This is a genomic window from Nereida ignava, from assembly GCF_001049735.1.
In the GTDB taxonomy this organism is placed as follows: Bacteria; Pseudomonadota; Alphaproteobacteria; order Rhodobacterales; family Rhodobacteraceae; genus Nereida; species Nereida ignava.
Genome location: NZ_CVPC01000066.1, coordinates 1 through 1,128, shown reverse-complemented (window position 1 = coordinate 1,128; position 1,128 = coordinate 1). Strand labels below are relative to the sequence as shown.

2 protein-coding genes are annotated in these 1,128 nt (G+C 52.8%); one reads left to right on the top strand and one right to left on the bottom strand.

Going from position 1 to position 1,128, the window contains the following annotated elements:
• A partial coding sequence (locus NIG5292_RS14385) for an RrF2 family transcriptional regulator (protein ID WP_048600222.1) occupies positions 1–360 on the bottom strand: 360 nt, incomplete at its 3' end.
• A gap of 150 nt (positions 361–510) precedes the next feature.
• On the opposite strand from NIG5292_RS14385, the gene NIG5292_RS14380 reads away from it, so the two are divergent.
• Positions 511–1,128: MFS transporter (locus tag NIG5292_RS14380; RefSeq protein ID WP_048600221.1), on the top strand; the 618-nt coding region annotated here is incomplete at its 3' end.

Sequence of the window (1,128 nt, the reverse complement as noted above, 5' to 3'; positions counted from 1 at the left end):
TTCAAACTGTTTTTTTGCTGCAGCAAGTGCATCGCTGGTGGCAGCATTTGCGGCTTTTGCAAGAAGGCAGTCAGTCTCTTCATCATCGCTTCCCATTGCAAAAAGCTGTGGGGATCCCAAAGCCTGATAGATGCTATAAAGCGTTATTTTGTCCAAAGGCCGCATCAGTGACCAACCGCCGCCATGGCCCTTTATTGACAAGACTATCCCCGCATCGCGCAAACCTGACATCGTGCGCCGCACTACTGCCGGATTGGTTTGTAGCATCTGAGCGATCAATTCGGACGTGGCAGGGCCGTCCATCTGATCCAAATGAAGAAGCGCGTGGAGAACGCGGGATAAACGACGGTCTAGGCGCATGAACTAGGTCTTTCGCTTTTATGTAACTTTTGATGTATCAAATAATTGACACCTGCTCTATTATGATACATTTAATGCTACATGATCGTCGGTCAAAATACAAATGGCGCAACCGCGTCTGCGAGCCCTTTGGTAGGTAGGTGGCTCGCAATGGCTGTTCTATTCCTTGGCAGCTTTATGAACCTGATCGACGTTAGCATTACAAATGTCGCGCTGCCGCAGATACAAGCTGATACAGGCGCAAGCGCAACGCAGTTGGAATGGGTCGCTGCAATCTATGTGTTGGCCCTTGCTATAGGGTTGCTGCCCTTTGGCCGGTTCGGTGACGTTTACGGGCGCAAACGGTTGTTCGTGATCGGACTGATAGGCTTTACAATTGCGTCTCTGGCCTGCGGACTGGCCCCGAACATCACAACGCTGATCGCCGCGCGCGCGATCAAGGGCTTCGCCGCAGCGATGATGGTTCCACAGGTACTCGCCATTGTGCATGTGATTTTTCCACCTGAGGAAAAGGCTCGCGTGTTTGGGCTGTTTGGCACGATCTCAAGTCTGGCTGTCGTCGCGGGCCCCATCATTGGTGGGGCGCTTATCTCTACGGATATTGCAGGCCTCAGCTGGCGGTTGGCGTTCCTGATCAATATCCCCTTCGGTGTGGTCGCTCTCGCTGGGGCGCTACGTTTTGTACCGAACCTTATGGGAAATGGTAATGTGCGCCCTGACTGGATTGGCACAGGTTTGTTTACCACCGCGGCTGTCCTGCTGGTCCTT